Annotated in this window: 22 protein-coding genes; 15 read left to right on the forward strand and 7 right to left on the reverse strand. The window is 74.9% G+C overall.

Features of this window, described 5'->3' with window-relative positions; all coding sequences use genetic code 11:
* The first annotated feature begins 5 nt into the window (after positions 1-5).
* From SHK17_RS11600 to SHK17_RS11640, 9 genes are all read left to right on the forward strand, one after another.
* Entirely contained in the window at positions 6-1,220 is a 1,215-nt protein-coding gene (locus SHK17_RS11600) for an RNA polymerase factor sigma-54 (protein WP_322919293.1), read from the forward strand.
* Between the two features lie 117 nt (positions 1,221-1,337).
* Positions 1,338-1,991, forward strand: a complete 654-nt coding sequence (locus tag SHK17_RS11605; protein WP_172274961.1) for a hypothetical protein — start codon at positions 1,338-1,340, stop codon at positions 1,989-1,991.
* Between the two features lie 44 nt (positions 1,992-2,035).
* Positions 2,036-2,953, forward strand: coding sequence for a hypothetical protein (locus tag SHK17_RS11610; RefSeq protein ID WP_322919294.1), 918 nt, complete (start codon positions 2,036-2,038; stop codon positions 2,951-2,953).
* An 8-nt stretch (positions 2,954-2,961) separates the two neighbouring features.
* A complete protein-coding gene (locus SHK17_RS11615) occupies positions 2,962-4,266 on the forward strand; it encodes a hypothetical protein (protein ID WP_322919295.1) in 1,305 nt (434 codons plus the stop codon).
* Between the two features lie 12 nt (positions 4,267-4,278).
* Positions 4,279-5,904: a hypothetical protein gene (locus SHK17_RS11620; protein WP_322919297.1), complete on the forward strand. Its 1,626-nt coding sequence runs from the start codon at positions 4,279-4,281 to the stop codon at positions 5,902-5,904.
* The gene (locus SHK17_RS11625) at positions 5,897-6,940 is read left to right on the forward strand and encodes an aminotransferase class I/II-fold pyridoxal phosphate-dependent enzyme (RefSeq protein WP_322919298.1); all 1,044 of its coding nucleotides are present in this window, start codon (positions 5,897-5,899) and stop codon (positions 6,938-6,940) included. The genes SHK17_RS11620 and SHK17_RS11625 overlap by 8 nt, the downstream gene beginning before the upstream one ends.
* Positions 6,937-7,728, forward strand: coding sequence for an amidohydrolase family protein (locus SHK17_RS11630; RefSeq protein ID WP_322919299.1), 792 nt, complete (start codon positions 6,937-6,939; stop codon positions 7,726-7,728). Before SHK17_RS11625 ends, SHK17_RS11630 begins: the two co-directional genes overlap by 4 nt.
* Entirely contained in the window at positions 7,725-8,879 is a 1,155-nt protein-coding gene (locus SHK17_RS11635) for an amidohydrolase (protein WP_322919300.1), read from the forward strand. The genes SHK17_RS11630 and SHK17_RS11635 overlap by 4 nt, the downstream gene beginning before the upstream one ends.
* Positions 8,876-9,442 carry a hypothetical protein gene (locus SHK17_RS11640; protein WP_172274943.1) on the forward strand — a complete coding sequence of 189 codons (567 nt, stop codon included), beginning with the start codon at positions 8,876-8,878 and terminating at the stop codon, positions 9,440-9,442. Before SHK17_RS11635 ends, SHK17_RS11640 begins: the two co-directional genes overlap by 4 nt.
* Positions 9,443-9,477: 35 nt before the next feature.
* Here the strand turns inward: SHK17_RS11640 and SHK17_RS11645 are convergent, their stop codons facing one another.
* The 3 genes from SHK17_RS11645 to SHK17_RS11655 form a co-directional block, all read right to left on the reverse strand.
* Positions 9,478-10,875, reverse strand: a complete 1,398-nt coding sequence (locus SHK17_RS11645) for a sigma 54-interacting transcriptional regulator (protein WP_322919301.1) — start codon at positions 10,873-10,875, stop codon at positions 9,478-9,480.
* A 72-nt stretch (positions 10,876-10,947) separates the two neighbouring features.
* A complete protein-coding gene (locus tag SHK17_RS11650; RefSeq protein WP_322919302.1) occupies positions 10,948-11,424 on the reverse strand; it encodes a VanZ family protein in 477 nt (158 codons plus the stop codon).
* A 41-nt stretch (positions 11,425-11,465) separates the two neighbouring features.
* Positions 11,466-12,398, reverse strand: coding sequence for an SDR family oxidoreductase (locus SHK17_RS11655; RefSeq protein ID WP_322919303.1), 933 nt, complete (start codon positions 12,396-12,398; stop codon positions 11,466-11,468).
* Positions 12,399-12,514: 116 nt separating this feature from the next.
* On the opposite strand from SHK17_RS11655, the gene SHK17_RS11660 reads away from it, so the two are divergent.
* From SHK17_RS11660 to SHK17_RS11670, 3 genes are read left to right on the forward strand one after another with little or no spacing between them, the layout of a single operon-like run.
* Positions 12,515-13,354, forward strand: coding sequence for a helix-turn-helix transcriptional regulator (locus SHK17_RS11660; RefSeq protein WP_172274932.1), 840 nt, complete (start codon positions 12,515-12,517; stop codon positions 13,352-13,354).
* Between the two features lie 24 nt (positions 13,355-13,378).
* Positions 13,379-15,064 (forward strand): bifunctional 3'-5' exonuclease/DNA polymerase, encoded by a 1,686-nt coding sequence (locus tag SHK17_RS11665; protein WP_322919304.1) that lies wholly within the window; start codon positions 13,379-13,381, stop codon positions 15,062-15,064.
* A gap of 4 nt (positions 15,065-15,068) precedes the next feature.
* Positions 15,069-15,254 (forward strand): hypothetical protein, encoded by a 186-nt coding sequence (locus SHK17_RS11670; RefSeq protein ID WP_322919305.1) that lies wholly within the window; start codon positions 15,069-15,071, stop codon positions 15,252-15,254.
* Between the two features lie 19 nt (positions 15,255-15,273).
* Here SHK17_RS11670 and SHK17_RS11675 read toward each other — a convergent pair whose 3' ends face one another.
* Entirely contained in the window at positions 15,274-15,498 is a 225-nt protein-coding gene (locus SHK17_RS11675; RefSeq protein WP_172274924.1) for a hypothetical protein, read from the reverse strand.
* A gap of 89 nt (positions 15,499-15,587) precedes the next feature.
* On the opposite strand from SHK17_RS11675, the gene SHK17_RS11680 reads away from it, so the two are divergent.
* From SHK17_RS11680 to SHK17_RS11690, 3 genes are all read left to right on the forward strand, one after another.
* The gene (locus SHK17_RS11680) at positions 15,588-16,169 is read left to right on the forward strand and encodes a LysR family substrate-binding domain-containing protein (protein WP_172274922.1); all 582 of its coding nucleotides are present in this window, start codon (positions 15,588-15,590) and stop codon (positions 16,167-16,169) included.
* Positions 16,170-16,271: 102 nt separating this feature from the next.
* A complete protein-coding gene (locus SHK17_RS11685) occupies positions 16,272-17,339 on the forward strand; it encodes an NAD-dependent epimerase/dehydratase family protein (protein WP_322919306.1) in 1,068 nt (355 codons plus the stop codon).
* A 62-nt stretch (positions 17,340-17,401) separates the two neighbouring features.
* Complete coding sequence (locus SHK17_RS11690; protein WP_172274916.1) at positions 17,402-17,770, forward strand: Rieske (2Fe-2S) protein; 369 nt, start codon at positions 17,402-17,404, stop codon at positions 17,768-17,770.
* 56 nt (positions 17,771-17,826) lie between these two features.
* Here SHK17_RS11690 and SHK17_RS11695 read toward each other — a convergent pair whose 3' ends face one another.
* From SHK17_RS11695 to SHK17_RS11705, 3 genes are read right to left on the reverse strand one after another with little or no spacing between them, the layout of a single operon-like run.
* Positions 17,827-18,498, reverse strand: a complete 672-nt coding sequence (locus tag SHK17_RS11695; RefSeq protein ID WP_322919307.1) for a sulfotransferase — start codon at positions 18,496-18,498, stop codon at positions 17,827-17,829.
* Positions 18,499-18,514: 16 nt separating this feature from the next.
* A complete protein-coding gene (locus tag SHK17_RS11700; protein WP_172274911.1) occupies positions 18,515-19,948 on the reverse strand; it encodes a GuaB1 family IMP dehydrogenase-related protein in 1,434 nt (477 codons plus the stop codon).
* A gap of 10 nt (positions 19,949-19,958) precedes the next feature.
* The gene (locus SHK17_RS11705; RefSeq protein ID WP_172274908.1) at positions 19,959-20,582 is read right to left on the reverse strand and encodes a hypothetical protein; all 624 of its coding nucleotides are present in this window, start codon (positions 20,580-20,582) and stop codon (positions 19,959-19,961) included.
* Between the last annotated feature and the right edge of the window lie 6 nt (positions 20,583-20,588).

A 20,588-nucleotide genomic window follows, 5' to 3' on the forward strand; every position in this document is an offset into this window, starting at 1 on the left:
TCGGCATGACACCTCGGCTGGCCGCGCGGCCGGGGCTGCGCGTGCTGTCCTACCTCGCCCTGCTGCCGGCCGGCGCCGTCGAGCTCGACGCCGCCGTGGACCGGGCGGTGGCGGAGAACCCGCTCCTCGAACGCCGCTCCTGGCGGCCGTGCCCGACCTGCGGACTGGCGACCACCGGCGAGCGCTGCACGGTCTGCTCGACGGCTCGCTGGAGCGCCGAGCCGGAGGCGACGTCGGACTGGCGCGCGGACCTGCTGCGCGACGCGGTCACCGAGCTGCCGGACACGTGGCGTCCGGTGCTCGAGGAGGTGGTGGCCTCGCTCGACGACCACGGGCTCCTGCCCGACCCGCCGCCGGTGCCCGCGGAGACGCTCGCGGCCGTCGTCGCCGGCCTGCGCCGGGCGGGTCCGCCGGGCATCGCCGCCACGTCGCCGATCGACTGCGTCCGCGTCCAGGCGGCCGCGCTGGTCGAGTCGGGATCCGTGGATCCCCTGGTCGGCGAGATCGCCGAGCGGTGGCTGCCGGAGGTCGCCGAGGAGCGCTTCGCGGACGTCGCCGAGGCGGCGGGAGCCACGGAACAGGCGGTGGCCGCGGCGGTCGCCGTGCTCCGTGGGCGCACCCGCCCGTTCGTGTCGCTCCCGGGCGGTGCGGCCCGCAGCGCGCCCACGGACGTGGTCTTCACGCAGCCGGACCGCCCCGGTCCGGTGGTCGCCCACGTCGCGGGTCCCGACTCGGCGGGGATCGAGGTGGTGACCGACGTCCTCGCCGACACCGACGAGGCCCGCGCCTGGCTCGCGCCCCACCGCGAGGCGGCGGCCAGGCTGGTCGCCCAGGTCGCCGCCCGGGGCCGGATGCTCCAACGCGTCGCCGACGAGGTGGCGCTGCGCCAGCAGGGGTTCATCGTGGCCGGACCGGAGGAGCACCGGCCCCTGCTGCGGCGGGACGTGGCAGCCGCTCTCTCGGTCCATCCCTCGACCGTCGGTCGCGTCGTCGGCGGCAAGCTGGCCCGGTGTCCGGACGGGCGCGTCGTCCCGCTCGCGGACTTCTTCGGCGCCAGCCCCTCCACGGCGGTGCGGGTCGCCGCGGCACGGGCCGAGCACCCCGGAGCCACCGACCAGCAGGTGGCCGACCTGCTGTCCCGCGACGGGGCGGCGATCTCCCGGCGCACCGTCGCGAAGTACCGCGCCCGGGCCGCGAACCCCGCTTCGCCCCGACCCTGACGCCGCTCGCCACGGAGCGAAGCGCGCTTCGCCCGCCACGGCGACGTACCGCCCGGTGGGCGTGGCACGGAACTTGCATGGAGGGGTCGAGAGCCATCGACCGAGAGGGGACACCCCATGCACGACATCGACCGCGCCATGTTCGAGCTGAGCGGCGAGACCGGCGAGACCGGTTACGAGACCTACGAGCTCCAGGAGGCGGCGCAGGAGTACGAGTCCTACGAGGCCGGCCACGAGGCCGAGGCAATGGAGATGGAGCTGGCCGGCCGGCTGCTCGAGGTGAGCAACGAGGCCGAGCTCGAGGACTTCCTCGGCAGCCTCGTCCGCTCGGCCACCTCGGCGGCCCGCGGCTTCGCGGGATCGGCCGCCGGCCAGGCGCTCGGCGGCGTCCTCAAGAACGCCGCCCGCCAGGTGCTGCCGCAGGTCGGCGGCATCGTCGGGTCCGCCCTCGGCGGCAGCTCCGGGGGCCAGCTCGGGACCGCTGCCGGTCGCTGGCTGGGCAGCCGCTTCGAGCTCGAGGCGATGTCCCAGGAGGACCGCGAGTTCGAGGTCGCCCGGGCCTTCGTCCGCACCGCGGGCGACGCGGCCCGCATCGCGGCCCGCACGCCCCAGCTCCCACCGAGCCAGGCAGCCACCCAGGCGGTCGCCGCCGCGGCACGCCGCCACCTCCCGGGACTGGTGCCCGTCGTGACCGGGACCGCCGGGCGCAGCCGGGCGGCCTCGGGGCGCTGGGTGCGCCAGGGCCGCCGCATCGTCATCTACGGCGCCTGAGCGCCGCCACCACGCACCGTCCCCGTCACCGAAGGAGTCAACCGATGAGTGTCCACGAATCATTCGAGTGGGAGCAGCCCGAGCTGCACGAGTCGTACGAGTGGGAGCAGCCCGAGCTCCACGAGTCGTACGAGTGGGAGCAGCCCGAGCTGCACGAGGCCTACGAGCTGTCCGGCGAGCTGCACGAGAGCCTCGAGCTCGAGCTCGCCCAGGAGCTGCTCGAGATCACCAACGAGGCCGAGCTCGAGGAGTTCCTCGGCAAGCTGGTCCGCGGCGTGGCCCGCGGGGCCAGCTCGTTCATGAAGTCGGGCGTCGGCAAGGCCGTCGGCGGCGTGCTCCGCAACGTCGCGAAGACCGCCCTGCCGATGGTCGGCTCGGCGCTCGGCTCCTTCGTCGCGCCGGGGTTGGGCACCGCCATCGGCGGCAAGCTCGGCAGCATGGCCGCCAAGCTCCTGGAGGCCGAGGAGCGCGAGACGATGGGCGAGGCCGAGGCCGAGCTCGAGGCCGCTCGGCGCTACGTGCGCTGGGCCAACGGGACGGTCCGCAGCGCCATGCGCGCGCCGTACGGCGTCGCCCCGCGCCTGGTCGCCCGCAGTGCCGCCGTGTCCTCGGCCCGTCGCTATGCCCCGACGCTGCTGCGCCAGGGCCAGGGCCAGGGCCAAGGCCGTGGCCGGCAGGCCTACGGCCGCCAGGGCCAGTGGCGCGCGCGTCGCGCACCGCGCTGGGACGCTCCCGCCTGGGACCCGTCGCCGTTTGCGCCGTCGCAGGGCTGTCGCTGCGGTCGAGGCACCGGGGGCGACGGAGGGTTCGAGCCGTTCGACGACGACGACGCGTCGGCCATGGAGAGCCTCGAGGCGTTCGAGACCTTCGAGACGCACGAGTCGCAGGAGTCGCAGGAGGTCGGTGGAGCGGCCGGCCGCTGGTACCGGCGCGGCAACCGGATCGTGCTGGTCGGGGCCTGAGGTCGGCCATGGACACCCGCCTGCGCAGCGACGTACTCCTCGAGATGGAGGCCCGCGGGCTGCTGGCACGCCTCAACCAGATCCGGCCGCTGGCCCTGCACGAGACCATGGTGCCCGCGGCCATGCTGCCGCTGCGGGCGGCGCTGGACATCGAGCGGTTCCTCCACACCGGGCGCACCGTCCTGCGACGACGCGTCGAGGACTACCTGACGTGGCTCAGGGGACCGGGTCGGCAGGCTCCGCCCGCCGAGCAGCAGCACCGCTTCGTGCTGATCCGGATGAGGTTCAACTCGATCCTCAGCCAGCTCGACATGTTCACCGAGGTCGTCACCCAGCGCAGCGAGAGCCGCACCGGGACCTGGCTGTCGGGGCTCGACGTGCTGGCGGACGACGCCCTCCGGATCAGCCCGCTGATCACCGACCCACCGCCGGCGGTGTGCTACCTGGCTCGCGGGCCGGGCGCGGCGATCCGACGGGCGCGGACCAAGATGCCCGGCGGCGACCTGAGCCCGGCCGCCATCATCCGGATCCCGCGCGAGCGGATGGTCGGGCACGGCATCGCGTCCTCCCTCGTGCACGAGGTCGGGCACCAGGGAGCGGCGCTCCTCGGCCTCGTGGAGAGCCTGCGCAAGGACCTGGCCGCCCGTCGACCGTCGGGCGCCCGGGAGCAGGCCGTGTGGCGCAGCTGGGAGCGCTGGATCTCCGAGATCGTGGCCGACCTGTGGTCCGTCGCGACGCTCGGGATCTCCTCGACGCTCGGGCTGCTCGCCGTCGTCAGCCTGCCGCGCTTCTTCGTCTTCCGGCCGTCCGGGGACGACCCGCACCCGATCCCCTACATCCGGGTCCTGCTCAGCTGCGGGATGGGCGAGGCGCTCCACCCGCACCCCCAGTGGGCCGCCATGCGTGCCTCCTGGAAGGCGCTCAACCCGGTGGCCGGGCTGCCGCCGGTGCGCCAGCAGGAGCTGGCCGCCCTGGAGGCGGGCATCCCGGCCTTCGTCCGGGCCCTGCTCGCCCACCGCTCCCCCGCGCTGAGCGGACGAGCGCTGGGGCAGGTCTTCCCGACAGCCGAACGCACGCCGGCCCGGCTGCTCCAGCTCCACGCCACCTGGCGCGGCGACCTCGGCGCCATGGCGCGCCAGCGGCCGAGCCTCGTCTTCGCCGTCGCCGGGCAGGCCCGCGCTGCCGGACGCATCACCCCCGAGGCGGAGAGCCAGCTCATCGGCGCCCTCCTGAGGGCCTGGGCGCTGCGCAGCACGCTCGCCTCCGCGGAACAGATCACCACCACCCGACGCGTGCTCGCACGCGCCTCATGAGAAGGAGTCAGCATGTCCAAGGACAGGCACAACGCGATCCGGCCCACGAGCCAGGTCTTCACCCCGGAGGAGGACGTCCTCTTCGAGGTCGCCCTCGAGTCCAGCGTCAGCGCCTTCACCTGGGCGGTCCTGCACGAGGGCGCCGACGAGGCCACGGCGGTCGCCGTCGGCTGGAAGCCTCGGTCCGGCGGCCGCAAGCCCGCTGCCGAGCACACCATCTCGCTGGGATCGGCGGTCGAGTGGGACGAGAGGTACGTGCACGAGCACGAGGACGACGACGTCCACCTCGACGAGGGTGAGTACCGCCTGGTGCTCTACGCCGGCAGGCCCGGCTCCGGCGAGACCGGTTCGGCCTTCATCGAGCACGCCGAGGAGCTCGACCAGGACGCCTTCGCGGTGTCCACGCACCCGGCCGCCGGCTCGGACACCGGCCACGACGGCGACATCGGCCAGCCGCTGCGCGTCGCCCTCGTCCGGGAGGGTCCGACCGGACAGGTCGAGCGGTCCTCCCCCGTCACGTACGCCGAGTTCCGCCGCTTCCTCGAGGCCGACTGGGGCCCCGGGGAGGCCTACGACGACGCGAACGCCTGGCCGGCCTTCGGCGGGCGCCCCTACCAGGCCCTGCGGCGCGCCGCCCGTGACTTCGTCTCCCGGTCGAAGGTCACGTCCTTCGGCGACCTCGTGCCGCCCGGCTACGAGGAGCACAAGCTCGAGGAGACCGCCGCGCAGTTCCCCGGCATCCTGCTGCCGCGCGACGCCGGGACGGCGTACCTCCCGGGCGTCGAGCTGATCTGGAACTACTGGCTCGAGGAGGGGATGCTCGTGCAGACCCTCAACGTGATCCTCGCGCGGTTCCAGAACCGGCGGATCCCCGGCCGCGACCCGCTGGCGCGGTTCGACGTCACGCCGCTGCTGCCGCTGCGCAACCGGCTGTGGGGCTATGCCGAGGACGAGCTGCACCGGCTCACCGTGCGCAGGCGCGCGGTGGAGTACGAGTACGAGTACGGCTTCTCGCTCATCGGGCGAGCGGTCCCCCGCCCGCACGTGGTGGTGGAGCGCCGCAACGGCTTCCTGGCCACGTTCCACCAGGTGCTCTTCCTCGCCCACCGCTACTTCAAGGAGCTCGACGACCTGACCGTGCAGGCCGACGCCTTCCCGCTCTACAGGGCCCTGCGCGACTGCCACATCGTGCTGTCGCAGGGCACGCAGAACCAGTACGGCGAGATGGCGGTGGCGGCGCGCGCCGAGTTCCTCGTGATGCAGAGCATCCTGGCCGAGCCGCAGATGCGCGAGTTCCTCGGCGGCCGTCCGATGACGCCCTACCCCGAGGCGTGGATGGACCGGGTGGACAGCATGAAGTCGATCCAGGGCTGGACCGACACCAGCATCATGCACTTCAACGACCTCGCCACGATCGGCGAGCAGCTGGTGCTCACCATCCGGCTCGGCAACTGGGCCGATCCCGGCGTCGGCGGGATCGAGGCGGCCACCTGGGCGCAGGCGTTCCGCTACGGCATCCAGAAGTACGCCGCCGCCTACCGGTCGGCGACCGGCGTCGACCTCGCCCAGGAGCCCAGCACGGAGATGCCGTCGACCCTGCTCGCCCGCCGGCTCGCCGGTGCCCGGATCCGTGCGTGACGACTTCACCTCCGCCCACTTCCTCGGTCTCCGGCCGTCCGGCACACCGGCCGGCCTGACGACCGGGCGGCCGGCGGCGGTCGAGGAGACGGAGGCGGGCCGGCCGCTCACGAGGCGGCTGGCCCGCTGGCACGGCGCCGGCGACGGCGTGCTCGCCCGGACCAGCCTGCACGCGCTCATCGACGTGCTGTCGACCCGCGTGCCCGACGCGGTGATCCTGCTCGACGAGGCGGTCTACCCGATCGGCCGGTGGGCCGTGGGTGCCGTGGGTGCCGTGGGCGGGAGCGGTCCGGAGGTCGTGCGCTTCCGGCACCACGACGCGGACGACGCGCGGCGCCGCGCTCCTCGCCGACGACGGGCGGTCGTGGTCACCGACGGGCTCTGCGGCTCCTGCCTGCGTCCCGCGCCGCTGGGCGAGCTGGCGGACGTCGCGCGGCGCCACGACGGCGAGCTGGTCGTCGACGACACCCTCGCGGCCGGCGTGCTCGGACGTCGTACGCCCACGGCGCCGGTCCTCGGCAGCGGCGGAGGCGGCACCGCGGCCTGGCTCGGGGTCGAGCCGGGCCACGTGACCGTCGCGTCGCTGGCCAAGGGGCTCTCGGCGCCGCTCGCGGTCGTCACCGGGCCCGGCCCCCGAGTCGCCCGCGTCCGCGCCGACGGACCGACCCGGGTGCACGCCGGCCCGCCGACCACGGCCGACGTCGCCGCGCTGCGCCACGCGCTCGACGACCCGAGCCTCGACGACCGCCGGGCGCGGCTGGCGGGTCACGTCGTCCGCGTCCGCAGCGTCCTGGCCGACCTCCGGATGCGTCCGCTGGGCGTCGGGTTCCCCCTCGTCGCGACCGAGGGCGGCCGTCGCGACCCGCTCGAGGTGCACCGCGCGCTGGCGGCGTCGGGGATCCGGTCCCTCGCCACGACAGGACGGTGCACCGGCCGCCCGACGCTCTCGCTGTGCCTGCGCGCCGACCACGGCGAGGCCGAGATGCAGCGGCTGGAGCAGGCCCTCGCCGGCGCGGTCACCGGGAGGGCGGCATGAGGGATCCGCTGGTCATCGACGCGCACGTGCACATCGGCACGGGCGACGGGCTGCGCGGGCCCTGGGACACCGAGGGCTCGCTGCCGGTCTACCTGCGCCGGGCCCGTCCCGCCGGCATCCGCGGCGCCGTGGTCATGGCACCCCTCACCTCGGACTACCCGCGCGCCAACGCCGACATCGCCCGCCTGATCACCCGCCCCGGGTTCCTCGGCTACCTCTTCGTCAACACCCGCACCGAGGCCGGCCACGTCGGCGAGCGGGTCGCCGTCGCCGTGCGCCGGGGCTTCTGCGGCATCAAGGTGCACGCCCACGACGCACGCATCACCCGGGAGGTCGCCGAGGCGGCCCGGCGGTGGGCCCTGCCGGTCCTCTACGACCCGGCCGGCGACACCGCCACCGTCGAGATGGTCGCGCGGGCCTACCCGGACGTCGCCTGGGTGATACCGCACCTGTCCTCCTTCGCCGACGACTGGAAGGCGCAGTGCGCGTTCGTCGACCAGCTCGTCCGGATCCCCAACGTCTTCACCGACACGTCCGGCGTGCGCTACCACGACCTGCTCGAGGACGCCGTGCGTCGTGCCGGGCCACGGAAGGTGCTGTTCGGCAGCGACGGTCCGTTCCTGCACCCGGCCGTCGAGCTCGCGAAGGCACGGGCGCTGCCGGTCGACCGCGACGGGCTCGCCGACGTCCTCGCCGGCAACGTCCTGCGGCTGACCGCCCCTGCCCGTCAGCGCTTCCGCGCCCGTCGTGGCCGGCGCGTCGCGCACCGGCGGGCGGTGACGACGTGAGCACGGCGGCAGCGGCGCGGGCAGACGTACGGTCCGCGGTCCACCGGCTCGCACCGGCACTCCTCGCGCTGTCCCACGACCTGCACGCCCGTCCCGAGACGGCCTGGGCGGAGCACCGCTCGAGCCGCCGGGTGGCCACGTTCCTCGCCTCCGCGGGACTCCGCGTCGATCTGCCGGCGCACGGCCTGGCCACTGCCTTCCGCGCCCGTGCCGGTCGTGCGGGTCCGCTGGTGGTCCTGTGCTGCGAGTACGACGCCCTGCCGCGGCTCGGCCACGGCTGCGGCCACAACGTCGTCGCGGCAGCGGCCGCCGGGGCGGCGGCCGTGCTGGCCCCCCTGGCCGCGACCAACGGCGGCCGCGTCGTCGCCCTCGGCACCCCTGCCGAGGAGGGCGGCGGCGGGAAGATCGAGCTGCTCCGCCGCGGTGCGTTCCACGGCGCGGCCGCCACGCTCCTCGTCCACCCCGGCTCCCGGGATCAGGCGCGGGCGACGTTCCGGGCGGCGTCGACGTACGACGTGGTCTTCGGCGGTCGTGCCGCGCACGCCGCGATGGCACCGGCCCACGGCCGCAACGCGGTGGACGCCGCCGTGCTGGCCTACGGGGCCCTGGGCGTTGCGCGGTCGCGGCTCGCGCCCGGCGACCAGGTCACCGCGGTGGTGACGCGAGGTGGTGACGCGCCCAACGTCGTGCCCGAGGCCGCCGAGCTGCGGGTCATGACGCGGGCGGCGACGACGCCCGGCCTGCGTCGGCTCCTCGCGGTGGTCGAGCGGTCGGCCGCCGCCGGTGCCTTGGCGACGGGGTGCTCGGTGCACGTCGAGCGACGGGGTCCGGTCTACCACGAGCTGCGCACCGACCCGTGGCTCGCGGCCTCGCTGGAGCGGCACCTCCGCTCGCTGGGCCGGGCTGCCGCGCCGGGCGACCCGCTCGACGTGCTCACCGCGGGGAGCACCGACCTCGGCAACGTCAGCCACGTCGTGCCCGTCGCCCACCCCAAGCTGGCGATCGGCCGCCTCGCTCCGCACTCGCGCGCGTTCGCCGCAGCGGCCGCGTCGCCCGCCGGGGACCGCGCCGTCCTCGACGGCGCCACCCTGCTCGCACTTACCGCCCTCGACGTGTGGGCGGCAGGACCACCAGGAGGAGAACCGTCATGACAACGACACGGCAGAGCCGCCACCGCTGGGACTCGACCACGAAGCCGACCGCATGGCCGCAGGACCTCGTGAGGTTCCCCCGCAAGGGCGTCGTCGGCGAGATCAAGCCGCACAACGCCGAGGGCATCGCCGACGGGATCCGGCAGCTCGTCACGCGCACGGCGGGACGCCGCTCGGTCACCCCACAGCTCCTCACCTACCGCCAGGTGCCGGGCCAACCGTCACGCTACGAGGTCCTCGCTGCCGACTCGGGCGAGCTCAAGCGGATCATCGCCGGCTGGCGCCCTCGCCAGCGCGTCCCGAAGCCGACGACCTGGTACCAGCTCCGCCACCCGATCTCCGTGCCGGCTGCCGTGGAGCTGATTCCGCGCTGGCAGTGCCCCACCCAGCTGGGGAACCTGGTCGAGGCGCAGGTGCGAGCCAAGTACGCCATGCAGCTCGGCATCACCCTGCCGGCCAGGAGCGCGTCCCGCACCGGGGCCGACATCGAGCACGAGCTGCTCGAGATGGCGGAGTTCCTCCGCGAGCTGGCCGCCGAGCTGGAGGCCGAGGTCCACGGCTGAGCCTCCGGGCGAACCGGGGGCGGGGCCCAGGGGGCTCACTGAGCCTTCTTGCCCGCTCGCGGCCGCGGCACCTGCCTGCGCAGCTGGACGGCCCGGTCGGTCACCCCGAGCAACGCCGCCGCGCGGTGCACGTTGCCGTCGCACCGCGCGAGCGCGGCCTCGACCGCGACGTCCCCGACGAGCGTCTTGAGGTCGGGCAGGCTGAGCCCCTCGGACAGACCGGCCCGGACGGCCCGGTCGAGCAGCCGTCGCGACGGCACGGGCGGGTCGGCCGCGGGGCCGGCCGGTCGGTACTGCAGGGGCACGTCGCCCGGGCTGACCGCGCCGGGACCCGCGTGCCGCGCGGCGACGGCGTACGCCAGCTGGCGCAGCTCTCGGAGGTTGCCCGGGTAGTCGCGGTCGTGGAGCAGCGCCACCACGCTCGGCGCCACCTCGAGCGGTCGGCCCGCCGCCTCGGCGAGGAAGTGCCGGAACAGGTCCTCGAGGTCGTCGGTGCGCTCGCGCAGGGGCGGGAGCCGCACGATCCCGGAGGCGATGCGGTGGTAGAGGTCGCTGCGGAACCGGCCCTGGCGCTGCTCCTCCTCGAGGTCGCGGTTGGTGGCGCTGACGAGGCGGAAGCGGGTGCGCGACCAGGTGTCCCCGCCGACGCGCTTGTAGGTCCCCTCCTGGAGCACCCGGAGGAGCTCGACCTGGAGCGCGAGGGGCAGCTCGCCGATCTCGTCGAGGAACAGCGTGCCGCCGTCGGCCGCCGCGAAGGCACCCGCCCGGGCCCGGTCCGCGCCGGTGAAGGCGCCCTTCTCGTGGCCGAACAGCTCGCTGCCCGACAGCGACGCGACGATGGTGGTGCAGTCGACGACGACGAGCGAGGCCGACTCCTCGTTGACGGCGTGGACGAGACGTGCCGCCAGCTCCTTGCCCGTGCCGGTCTCCCCGACCAGCAGGATCGGCCCGGAGCCGTAGACCGCCAGCTCGACGAGGTCGACCAGCAGCCTGCGCGTGGCCGCCGACCCACCGTGCACCAGTGAGGCCACCACCCGCGAGGAGAGCACGCGGTCGACCTCGCGCCAGCGCTCCAGCCGCGCCACCACCACGGCGACCGTCTCCTCGCCCGTCCAGCTGATGACGTCCTCGACACCCTGGGCGAGCAGTCCCCACACCCCGGACTCGTGCCGCTCGCCGCAGGCCACGACCAGGACGCGGCCGTCCCCGTCCTCGACCCAGTCGGGGGCCGGCGGCAGGGGCGCGTCGAGGAGGCGTACGCCGTAGGGGTCCGCGCCCTCCTCGAAGCCGCCGTCGTCCAGGGCGCGACGCAGCAACGCCATCTCGGCGCTGTCGGACCTCCCGATCACCGTCGCCATACCGGTCCCGAACTCGGTGGTGCTCCCTCGGTGGTGCTCCCGCAGCGACCCGGCCAGCCGCCGACCCTCGATCATGGCACCCCCGGCGGTCCACGGGCGACCACCGGTCCAGTCCGGCGTCCGGTCCGCCGGCTCCCGAGTGAGGCCTCAGACGTGCATGCTCTGCTCCCGCTGCTCCCGCTCACGCTGCCGCCGGCGGCGCAGCGTGGCCGGCAGGGTCAGCACCAGCGCGAGGAGGATCCCCAGGAACATCCCGATCGAGTTGGCCGCCACGTCGCGGGGGTCCGAGACACGCCCCGGGATCTGGCGCTGCACGTTCTCGATCATGGAGGTCAGCACGATGCCCGCGGCGAGGGCCACCCACCACAGCCGCGAGCCGACCAGCAGCAGCAGGAACACGCCCAGCGGCACGAAGAGGCCGATGTTGGCGAGGAACTCGACCCGGTCGACGCTCAGCCGGCTCGTCAGCGCGTCGAGATCGGGGTAGCGCTCGAGCCGGGCCAGGAGGCGCGCCGCCAGGCTCGAGTAGTCCGGCTGGTCCTCGGCGGGCGTCAGGGTGACGAGCCCGACGAACCCCAGGTAGAGGAGGGTCAGCAGGCTCAGGAACGGATGTCGGTGCAGCACGCGCCCATCATCCGGGTCGGGCCCAGACGCTCGACCGGCGTTCAGCCGAGACGCATGCCGGTCAGCTGCTCCGAGACGTCCCACAGGCGCCCGGCGTCAGCCTCGCTGCGCAGTGGTGGCCACGGCTTCTGGAGCCCGGGCGGACCGCCGGCGTTGCCCGGCCACTGAGGTCCGTAGAAGCCGCCGTCGTCGCCCGTCGTCACCGCGAGCAGTGCGGGCAGCGTCGCGGTCTCAACCGTCCCGACCACCAGCCCGTGGGACGAGAGCCAGCGGATCACCCGGACGCTGGTGGTGTCCTCGGACCGCCCCAGCTCCGGCCGCGCGGCGAGCAGGCTCGTCGGCGCCACGCCCGGGTGGGCGATGTTGCTGGTGAGGCCCCACCCGCCGGCCGCGCTGCGCCTGCTGAGCTCGAGGCCGGACAGCCCGCAGGCGATCTTGGACTGCTGGTAGGCCGCCATGCCGTCGTACGAGCGCTCCCAGGACAGATCGTCCCAGTTGATCCGGCCGCGGCGCGCCGCGACGCTCGCCTGCGACGTGACGCGCGCCCGACCGGCGCGGAGCAACGGCAGCAGGTGCGCGGTGAGCGCGAAGTGGCCGAGGTGGTTCGTGCCGAGCTGGAGCTCGAAGCCGTCGGCCGTGGTGCGGCGCTCGGGGGGCGTCATCACGCCGGCGTTGTTGACGAGGAGGTGGAGGGGCTCCCCCTCGCCGACGAGCCGCTCACCGAGGGCGCGGACCGACGCCAGCGACGCGAGGTCGAGGTCGTGCAGCACCAGCCGGGCGCCCGGCACCCGTGAGCGGATCGCCGCGACCGCCGCCTCCCCCTTCTCCCTGTTGCGGACGGGGACGAGCACCTCGGCTCCGGCACCGGCGAGCGTGGCCGCGATGCCGAGCCCCATCCCGTCGCTGGCGCCGGTGACCATGGCGCGCTTGCCGGTCAGGTCGGGGAGGGTGATGTCGTAGTGCCTGGGTGCCACGGTGGCTCCTCGTGTGGGTCGGATGTCTGTGCACTCGAGCCTGCAGGCCGCCGCCCGTCCCAACCACGGCCTGACGATCCGTGGCTGGGACGCCCCGCACCGGTCAGGATGGGCACATGATCGATCGCGCGGGACTCGCCGACTTCCTCCGTCGTCGCCGGGAGGCGCTCCAGCCCGAGGACGTCGGCCTGCCGAGGGGGGCGCGACGCCGGACGCCGGGACTGCGCCGCGAGGAGGTGGCGGCCCTGAGCCACATGTCGACGGACTTCTACTCGCGCATCGAGCGCGAGCGCGGACCGCAGCCGTCGGAGCAGATGGTCGCCTCGATCGCCCAGGGCCTGCACCTGTCGCTGGACGAGCGGGATCATCTCTTCCGCCTCGCCGGGCACCACCCGCCGACGCGCGAGGCCGCCGGCGACCATGTCGCGCCCGGGATGCTGCGGATCTTCGACCGGCTGGCCGACACCCCGGCCGAGGTCGTCACCGAGCTGGGCGAGACCCTGCGCCAGACGCCCCTCGGCGTCGCGCTCGTCGGCGACAACAGGCGCTTCGTGGGTCCGGCGCGGAGCATCGGCTACCGGTGGTTCACCGACCCCGCCGCCCGCAGGCTGCACCCGCCCGAGGACCACGAGCACTACTCCCGGATGTACGCCTCCGGGCTGCGCGGCGTGCTGGCCGTGCGGGGCCCGGACTCGCGGGCGGCGCACCTCGCCGAGCTCCTCCTCGAGCAGAGCGAGGAGTTCCGCACGCGGTGGGCCGCGCACGAGGTGGGGATCCGACCGCGGGAGGTCAAGCGCTACCTCCACCCCTCGGTCGGGCTGCTCGAGCTGAGCTGCCAGGTCGTGCAGGACCCCTTCCAGTCGCACTCCCTGCTCGTCTACACCGCCACGCCCGGCAGCGCGAGCCACGAGGGGCTGCAGCTGCTCGCGGCGACGGACGTCGCGGTGACCGCCTGACGCGGGGTGGGAGAGGGTGTCCCCATGTCCCGGGTGCACCTCTCACGCCTTCCGGGCGACCGTGTCCGGGTCACCGGCGACGATCCGGTGACGCTCGACCGCGCCCACCTGGCGGCGTACGTCCGTGAGCGCGAGCCGGACCAGCCGCGGTGGGTCTGGGACGACACCGGGCGGTGGTATCCCGAGCTGCTCGCCGCCGCCGTCCGGGTGGCCCGGTGCCACGACCTGCGGCTGTGCCACCGGCTCCTCGTCCGCGCGCCGGCCGTCGACGCCGACCTGCTGCGCGGGGAGGAGTCGGAGCACTGGGACCGGCTGGGTCCGGCGGCACCGACCGACCCGGTGCTGTTCAGCACCGACGACGCCGCCGAGCACCTCAGCGCCGACCTCGAGGACGCGCGGCAGCTGGCCGCCATCGACGCGTCCGCCGAGGCCGCCCGCCTGCGGCTGCTCGTCGCGGCCGAGTCCGCGGGCGCGCTGGCGGCCGCCGAGATGACGTACGCCGGCGTGCCGTGGCGCGTCGACGTGCACGAGGAGCTGCTGGCCGGGCTGCTCGGCCCCCGCCCGCCGCGCGGTGCGCGGCCACGGCTGCTCGAGGAGCTCGCGGACCAGGTGCGCCGGCTGCTGGGCTCGCCGGGCCTCAACCCCGACTCCCGGCCCGAGCTGCTGGCGGCGCTGCGCCGCTCGGGCGTCGAGGTGGCCGACACCCGGGCGTGGACCCTGCGGCGCATCGACCACCCGGTCACCGAGCCGCTGCTGCGCTACAAGAAGCTCGCCCACCTCTTCCAGACCAACGGGTGGGCGTGGATCGACGAGTGGGTCCGCGACGGGCGCTTCCGCCCGGTCTACCAGCCCGCCGGCTCGGCCACCGGCCGGTGGTCGTCCAACGGCGGTGGCGCGCTGTCCTTCCCCGTGCAGGTCCGCTCGGCGGCCGTCGCCGACGAGGGGTGGGCCCTCGTGGTCGCCGACGTGGCGCAGCTCGAGCCGCGGGTCCTCGCCGGCATGAGCGGCGACGAGGCGCTGGCGAGGGCGGCCCGCGGCACCGACCTCTACCAGGGAATGGTCGACGACGGCGCCGTCGCGACGCGGCAGGACGCCAAGCTCGGCCTGCTCGGCGCGATGTACGGCGCCACCAGCGGCGAGAGCGGCCGGATGGTCGCCGGGCTGACCCGCCGCTACCCCGCCGCCTTCGGCCTCGTCGAGGACGCGGCCCGGGCCGGTGAGCGCGGCCAGGTGGTCCGGACGCTGCTCGGTCGGGGCTGTCCAGCACTCGGCGGGTCGTGGGACGAGTCACCCGACGCACCACCGGCCGACCTCGACGACCAGGACCGGCGACGCCGCGCCTACGGCCGGTTCACCCGCAACTTCGTGGTGCAGGGGACGGGCGCCGAGTGGGCGTCGTGCTGGGTCGCCGACCTGCGCAACCGGCTCTGGCGCCTCGGAGCCGACGGCCCGGTGGACGCGAGGCCGCACCTGGTGTTCTTCCTCCACGACGAGGTCGTCGTCCACGCACCCGCGCACCTCGCGGAGGCGGTGACAGCGGCGGTCACCGAGGCGGCAGCGACCGCCACCGCCCTGCTCTTCCGCGACCAGCGCGTCGACTTCCCGCTCAGCATCGCGGTGGTGCGGTCCTACGCCGAGGCGGGCAAGGCCACGGAGCCTGCGGCCGCGGTGTCGACGGGTGGCCCGGCGCCCGCGCCGGACCTATCGTGAACGGATGAGCGAGGACACCCAGCAGGACACCCAGCAGCCATCAGCGGACGCCCTGGACATGTTCGACGACGAGGCGGCCCGTGAGGCCGGCCCCGCGCTGGTGTGCCGGGTCTGCGGAGCGCTGGTGTCGCCCGCGGGCGACTACGCGCAGGCGCACTGGGACTGGCACGAGGCGTCCAACGGCGCCTGACCCGTCGCCGGCCGTCGCGTCAGGCGCCCTGGCCGAGCGGCTCGATCTCGCCGCGCTCGACGAGGTCCTCCAGCGCGAGGCGGCAGCCGGAGCGCCACCCCCCGTGGCCGTCCTCGAACGAGACGACGGCCTCCCCGGCACACTCGCCGGAGCCTCCGTCCTCGCCGTGGTGCGAGCACCGGCCCTCCGCGGCGGGGGTGCCGGGCTCGTGGATCTCCGGGTCGAACGTCTGCGAACGGTGCATCTCGCTCACCTCCGTCCCCAGCGTGCCACCGCACGACCGCCGGCCGCCCCACCCCTGAGGTCCTTCCCTGAACGCCTAGGGTCGGTCCCATGACCGACCCGCTGCGCATCGGCTTCGTCACCGGAGCGACCCCCGACAAGTGGGCGCGCCACTGGCGCGACCGGCGTCGGGAGCCGTTGGAGCTGGTGCCGGTGACGGAGGCCGACCAGATCGACGGCGTGCTCGACGGGAGCCTCGACATGGCGCTGGTCCGGCTGCCCGTCGACCGCGACGGGCTCCACTGCGTCCGGCTCTACGACGAGCTGCCGGTCGCCGTCGCGTCACGCGAGCACCTCCTCGCCGCGGCCGACGACGAGGTCACGACCGACGACCTCGCCGACGAGCAGCTCGTGCGCCCCCACGGCAGCGGCTGGCGACCGCGCGCCGACCAGCTCGAGTGGCCCCCGATGAGCGAGCAGGAGGCGATCGAGACGGTGGCCGCCGGCACGGGCGTCGTCATCCTCCCGATGTCGGTCGCGCGGCTGCACCAGCGCAAGGACGTGGTGCACCGCGTGGTCTCCGACCTCGAGCCCACCACGATCGCCCTGGTGTGGCGCACCGAGCGCGACGACGACACCACGCAGGCCTTCGTCGGCGTCACCAAGGGGCGCACTGCCAACACCTCCCGCTAGCCGAGGGGCGGACCGTCGCGTCCCGGTGGCGTGGGACCGTGAGCGATGGGTACGGGCCACCGGGAGCGGGACGGTGGTCGTCCTGCCCGACGAGGAGGCAGCATGCGGATCGTGATCACGGGTGCGACCGGCAACATCGGGTCGGCCCTGCTCCGGCGGCTCACCGCCGACGGCGAGCACGACCTCGTGGGCGTCGTACGTCGGCCTCCCGGGCCGGCCGAGCCCTACGACGCGGTGGCCTGGCACCCGGCCGACCTCACCGAGGTGCAGCCGGCGGAGCTCGCCGCGGCCTTCCGGGGCGCGGACGCGGTCGTGCACCTGGCGTGGGGGTTCCAGCCGTCGCACCGCGAGGACTACCTCGAGGAGCTCGGCGTCGGCGGCACCCGGCGGGTCATCGCGGCCGTGCGGGCCGCGGGCGTGCCGCACCTGGTGCACATGTCGTCGGTCGGCGCCTACTCGCCCAAGCGCGACGATGTGCCGGTCGACGAGTCGTGGCCCACGGGAGGTGTGCAGACCTCGATGTACAGCCGGCACAAGTCCACCGCGGAGCGGCTGCTCGACGGGCTCGAGCGTGACGCGCCCGAGCTGGTGGTCAGCAGGATGCGCCCGGGCATCGTCGGCCAGCGCGACGCCGGCAGCGCGCTGCTGCGCTACGGCCTGCCCGCGCTCGTCCCGGGGGGCCTGCTGCGGCACGTCCCGGTGGTGCCGCTCGACCGGGGCCTCGCCATCCCGATGGTGCACTCCGACGACGTCGCCGATGCCGTCACCCGGGTGCTGGGCGCCCGGGCCCCCGGTGCGTTCAACCTCGCCGCCCCGCCGGCCGCCGTCACCGCCCAGGACATCGCCGACGCGCTGGGCGCCCGGCTGGTCCACGTCCCGTCCGCGGTCCTGCGCGCCGCGGTGTCGGCGAGCTGGCACGCCCGCGTGCAGCCGCTCGACCCGGGCTGGATCGACATGGGGTTCGCGGTGCCGCTCCTCGACACGACCCGGGCGCAGTCCGAGCTGGGGTGGTCCGCCACGACGGACTCGCGCGCGGTGCTCCTCGAGACGATCGAGGGCATGCAGGACGCGGCCGCCGGCTCGTCGCCCGTGCTCCGGCCGCGCTCGGTCGTCGGCACGGTCGCCCGGGCGGTGCGCCGCGGTCCGGTCAGCAGCCGGCGTACGCCCTGACCTCTGGCGCTGCCACCCCCTTGGGCGTGGGCGGCGCACCCGCCGCCGGGCAGGCTGGGGGCATGGCCGACACCCCCAGCGTCCCCGCCGACCAGCTGACCCCGGGCCAGGTGCGCCGCGCCGGCCCCTGGGCCGTCGGCAACCGCGACGGGGAGCTGTTCGCCGTCTCCCGCCGCTGCCGCCACCAGCTCGGCGACCTGTCCGAGGGCACCATCGACGCCGACGGCTGCCTGGTCTGCCCCTGGCACCAGGCCCGCTACGACGTCCGGACCGGCAAGATGGTCGAGGGGCCCAAGGGCTTCCTCGGCTACCACGGCCCGACCCCGGGCTACACCGGGCTCGTCCGCGGCTACAGCCAGGTGCTGCGGCTGCGGGTGGCCCGCGCCGTACGCCGTGGCGCCGAGATCGTGGTCGAGCGCACCAGCAGGTAGTCGCAGGCGCACGACGAGCCCGCGTCACCCCCTGACGGGCGTTCGACGGCCGCTGACTAGGAGTCGTCGCGGTGCTTGCCGCGCCGCGAGTGCGGCGTCGCCATGATCTCGTGCACCCGGCCGGCGTCGAAGTCCTCGCCCAGCCACTCGAACAGCCCCCGCAGGGCCTCGGGGTCGGCGACGTAGTCGTCGTAGTGCACCCGGTGGACCACGTCGCCCAGTCCGGCCGCGGCGCTCAGCATCCGGTCCTCGATCCGCTGCACGCGGCCCAGCGGGTCGTCCTTGTGCGTCCAGAAGTTGCTGGCCGCGACGTCCTCGAGGCGGCGCGTGTTGAGCACGAAGCGCGCGCCCGGGAACACCTGACGCAGGAAGTCGAGGTAGTCGGGGAGGTCCTCGTCGTACCAGCGGATCTCCTTGTAGCCGCTCACCCGGGTGTCCGGCTCCGGGCGCAGCAGGGTCGCCTCCGCGAGCGCCCGGATGTGGTGGAGCGAGTCCGCCTCGGGGAAGGACTCGATCCCGAACCACGGGTGCGTCGGCTGGCTCGCGCGCCGCGCGTCGACGCGCTCGCGCTCGGCCAGCCCGCTGCGGTGGAAGTCGTAGAGGTGGCGCATCGCGTGGCGGTTCTCCCCGCGCAGCAGCCAGCCCGGGATCGAGTTGAGGATGCCCATCAGCAGCGTCGAGCCCGACCTGCCGTAGGTCATCACGAAGACGTAGTCGCGCTCCGCCATCTGCGAGCCGCTCCCCTCACCAGGACTTCTCGAGGGGGCGGCCCTCGTGGAAGCCGGCCGCCGACTGCACGCCCACCAGGGCACGCTCGTGCAGCTCGGCGAGGTTGCCGGCGCCGGCGTAGGTGCACGACGACCGCACGCCCGAGCAGATCTGGTCGATGAGGTCCTCGACGCCCGGGCGGTCGGGGTCGAGGTACATCCGCGAGGACGAGATGCCCTCTTCGTAGAGGCCCTTGCGGGCCCGGTCGTACGACGACTCGCCGGCCGTGCGGTTGGCCACCGCGCGGGCAGACGCCATGCCGAAGGACACCTTGAACGGGCGGCCGTCGGCGTCGTGCACCATGTCGCCGGGCGACTCGTGCGTGCCGGCGAACCACGAGCCGATCATCACCGACGAGGCGCCGGCGGCCAGCGCGAGGGCGACGTCGCGCGGGTGGCGTACTCCCCCGTCGGCCCACACGTGCCTGCCCATCTCGCGAGCGGCGGTGGCGCACTCGAGCACCGCGGAGAACTGCGGCCGCCCGACGCCGGTCATCATCCGGGTGGTGCACATGGCGCCCGGGCCGACGCCGACCTTGACGATGTCGGCGCCCGCCTCGATGAGGGCGCGGGTGCCCTCGGCGGAGACCACGTTGCCCGCGGCGACCGGGACGGTGGGCGTGAGGGCGCGGACGGCGCGCAGCGCCTGGACCATGCGGTCCTGGTGGCCGTGCGCGGTGTCGACGACCAGGCAGTCGACGCCGGCGGCGAGCAGGTCGGCGGCGCGGTCGGCCACCTCACCGTTGACGCCGACGGCGGCGGCGATGCGCAGCCCGCCGTTTCCGTCGAGCGCCGGGCGGTAGAGCGTCGCGCGCAGCGCGCCGAGGCGGGTGAGGACACCGACGAGGTGGCCGGTGTCCGACACGGCCACGGCCAGGGGCGCCTTGGCCTGCTCGATGGCGTCGTAGACCTCGCGCGGGGCCGTCGTGGCCGAGACGGTGACCAGGTCCGGGTTCATCACCGTCGACACCTGGGCGAAGCGGTCGACCTCGACGCAGTCGGCCTCCGACACCACGCCGACAGGCCGGCCGTCGTGGACGACGACGGCGGCCCTGTGGGCGCGCTTGGGGATCAGCGAGAGCGCCTCGGCGACGGTCTGGTCCGGCCGCAGCTCGATGGGGGTGTCGAAGACGTGGTGCCGCTGCTTGACCCAGGCCACCACGTCGGCGACGACGGGGATCGGGATGTCCTGCGGGATGACGGTGATCCCGCCGCGGCGGGCCACCGTCTCGGCCATCCGCTTGCCGGCGATGGCGGTCATGTTGGCGACGACCAGCGGGAGCGTCGCCCCGGTGCCGTCGGAGGTGGCCAGGTCGACGTCGTAGCGACTGGCGACCGCGGAGTGGCGCGGGACCATGAACACGTCGTCGTAGGTCAGGTCGTGGCCGGCGGTGTCGTGGAGGAACTGCACTGGCAGCAGTCTACGCAGCGGTGCCGGGCAGCCTCTTCGGCCGCAGCCCGACGTCGGCGAGCTCGAGGGCGGCGAGGCGTCGTACGACCTCCGGGTCCCGGGCGCGCCACGCGCCGGCCGGGTCGTCGCTGACCCGCGCCAGCACCCGCATCGGCTGGTGGGCCAGGGCTCGCAGGGCGAAGAGGTCGAGGTCCTCCTGCGCGTCGATGAACCGCGCGCCCGCGGTCGCCTCGCGGACGAAGCGCCACCGGATCGGCAGGTGGATCGCCGCCGCGATGAGGATCGGGATGAGGGCGACGGAGAGCCCCAGCAGGAGCGCGAGCCGCTCGACGGCGTCGACCGTGTCGCGGCCCGCCGCCGCCAGTCCGTCGGAGGCGTCGGCGGCCCTGTCGAAGGGGACCTCGAGCTCGTCGCCGACCAGCGGTGCGTCGCCGAGGCGGCCACCCGCGTCGCGGAGCTGCTCGGCCATCGACGTCGCGGCCGAGTCGGTCTGGCGGGCCGGCGCGGCGAGCTCCATCGTGCCGTCGTGCACCGCCGCGCCGATCCAGACCCAGAGCACCAGCCACACCACGAAGAGCAGGTCGGCGACGACCTGCAGCGTGCGACGTACGGGGGTGTCCGCGAAGAGCTTCATGTCCCC

It is taken from the genome of Nocardioides renjunii, assembly GCF_034661175.1.
Taxonomy (GTDB): Bacteria; Actinomycetota; Actinomycetes; order Propionibacteriales; family Nocardioidaceae; genus Nocardioides; species Nocardioides renjunii.

Bases quoted from the DNA above. Each gene is read 5' to 3' on its own strand.
- SHK17_RS11675 (WP_172274924.1), bottom strand. From the start codon at position 15,498: ATGCACCGTTCGCAGACGTTCGACCCGGAGATCCACGAGCCCGGCACC.
- SHK17_RS11705 (WP_172274908.1), bottom strand. From the start codon at position 20,582: ATGAAGCTCTTCGCGGACACCCCCGTACGTCGCACGCTGCAGGTCGTC.
- SHK17_RS11670 (WP_322919305.1), top strand. From the start codon at position 15,069: ATGAGCGAGGACACCCAGCAGGACACCCAGCAGCCATCAGCGGACGCC.
- SHK17_RS11600 (WP_322919293.1), top strand. From the start codon at position 6: ATGACACCTCGGCTGGCCGCGCGGCCGGGGCTGCGCGTGCTGTCCTAC.
- SHK17_RS11620 (WP_322919297.1), top strand. From the start codon at position 4,279: ATGTCCAAGGACAGGCACAACGCGATCCGGCCCACGAGCCAGGTCTTC.
- SHK17_RS11665 (WP_322919304.1), top strand. From the start codon at position 13,379: ATGTCCCGGGTGCACCTCTCACGCCTTCCGGGCGACCGTGTCCGGGTC.
- SHK17_RS11615 (WP_322919295.1), top strand. From the start codon at position 2,962: ATGGACACCCGCCTGCGCAGCGACGTACTCCTCGAGATGGAGGCCCGC.
- SHK17_RS11690 (WP_172274916.1), top strand. From the start codon at position 17,402: ATGGCCGACACCCCCAGCGTCCCCGCCGACCAGCTGACCCCGGGCCAG.
- SHK17_RS11630 (WP_322919299.1), top strand. From the start codon at position 6,937: ATGAGGGATCCGCTGGTCATCGACGCGCACGTGCACATCGGCACGGGC.
- SHK17_RS11660 (WP_172274932.1), top strand. From the start codon at position 12,515: ATGATCGATCGCGCGGGACTCGCCGACTTCCTCCGTCGTCGCCGGGAG.
- SHK17_RS11680 (WP_172274922.1), top strand. From the start codon at position 15,588: ATGACCGACCCGCTGCGCATCGGCTTCGTCACCGGAGCGACCCCCGAC.
- SHK17_RS11605 (WP_172274961.1), top strand. From the start codon at position 1,338: ATGCACGACATCGACCGCGCCATGTTCGAGCTGAGCGGCGAGACCGGC.
- SHK17_RS11695 (WP_322919307.1), bottom strand. From the start codon at position 18,498: ATGGCGGAGCGCGACTACGTCTTCGTGATGACCTACGGCAGGTCGGGC.
- SHK17_RS11610 (WP_322919294.1), top strand. From the start codon at position 2,036: ATGAGTGTCCACGAATCATTCGAGTGGGAGCAGCCCGAGCTGCACGAG.
- SHK17_RS11640 (WP_172274943.1), top strand. From the start codon at position 8,876: ATGACAACGACACGGCAGAGCCGCCACCGCTGGGACTCGACCACGAAG.
- SHK17_RS11685 (WP_322919306.1), top strand. From the start codon at position 16,272: ATGCGGATCGTGATCACGGGTGCGACCGGCAACATCGGGTCGGCCCTG.
- SHK17_RS11645 (WP_322919301.1), bottom strand. From the start codon at position 10,875: ATGATCGAGGGTCGGCGGCTGGCCGGGTCGCTGCGGGAGCACCACCGA.